Here is a 1,168-nt window from a genome sequence, read left to right as displayed (position 1 = left end):
TAGGAGGTAATAGAGATGAATAAAAGGCAAGAGCTAATAGATGAACTCATAAAAGCAGATCAAGATGGAACATACAAAACATATAAAAGCACAGAAGAAATAAAAGCAATGAACAACGAAGAAATACAGATAATATATTCCAACATGAAAAACTATCTATCAGACAAAAGAACACACATAAACTACTAAAGGTGGAAAAGCAAAATAAGAGAAGAAAAAGGTTATTCACAACAATAGTTAGCTGATGAAGTGGGGGTTAATTAAATACAATTAGCTCAACTGAAATCGATTAATTTAACCCAGCTATCAAGTTAGCCATGATATTTTGCATTGCTTTAGAAAAAGAATTTGAGGATAAAATAATGGAAACTATGGGGACAATAGGAATTTTACTACATCAAGATTCTAAAAATAGTGACTTATTAGAATCAATTAATAAAATATTAAGAATATTTGGATATAATAAGGAGATTTTTTATATATATGATGAAATAGGCAATGAAAAAGAAATAAAATTGGAGTCATATATTTTGGATAAAGATTTTTCTGAAGATTATGAGATAATTAATTGTGATAAAAATGGAGTGTCTATATCTATTTTTAAATTTGATAAGTCTCTTGCATTTGAATTATATATTAATTTACCTTATATAGGTAACGACATTCAGGAAAATGATTATATCTACAAAAAAATTATTGAAACAGTTCAGTCAATGGACAATCTAGAGTATGGATTTTTAGATTTTGATGGTAACATCGAAAAAAGTAAGGAAAAATTATTAGAAGAACTTAGCAATAATTTCCATTCATATTATATTACGATTTTTAAGGATAAGATTATTAAAGCTGATTATGATTTTTGGGGTTTACCTGAAAATGAGTAGAAATAATAAAGATCATGTTATAACAGCTTATCCTATAAGATAAGAGCAGAAAAACAATAAAAGGTACAAATACCTAAGAAAGCCATAAAAACATCAAAATAAAGCATTCCACCACCGAGAAAAATAAAATAAAAACAATCAAAGGGAAGTATAGAAAAATTAAAGCCTATACTTCCCTTTTTTAATTCAAACAAAGGAGAGAAAACATGATAAACGAAGAAATAAGCAAAGAAGCAGGTCAAGCAGCACAAACCATAATAACATACACAATAAAGGCAGCAAAA

The 1,168-nt window shown here is 27.1% G+C and carries 2 protein-coding genes and 1 pseudogene; all 3 read left to right on the top strand.

What is annotated here, in order from left to right; genetic code table 11:
• Positions 1–15 precede the first annotated feature (15 nt).
• Positions 16–189, top strand: coding sequence for a hypothetical protein (locus KHW44_RS09875; RefSeq protein ID WP_019035175.1), 174 nt, complete (start codon positions 16–18; stop codon positions 187–189).
• 173 nt (positions 190–362) lie between these two features.
• Positions 363–884, top strand: coding sequence for a hypothetical protein (locus KHW44_RS09870; RefSeq protein WP_024051516.1), 522 nt, complete (start codon positions 363–365; stop codon positions 882–884).
• A 206-nt stretch (positions 885–1,090) separates the two neighbouring features.
• Positions 1,091–1,168 (top strand): annotated as a pseudogene (locus KHW44_RS10185) (PcfB family protein); the annotation flags it as partial.

This window comes from Finegoldia magna, assembly GCF_018371055.1.
In the GTDB taxonomy this organism is placed as follows: Bacteria; Bacillota; Clostridia; order Tissierellales; family Peptoniphilaceae; genus Finegoldia; species Finegoldia magna_I.
The sequence above is the reverse complement of the archived record's forward strand: the minus strand, read 5'-3'. Positions and strand labels throughout refer to the sequence as shown.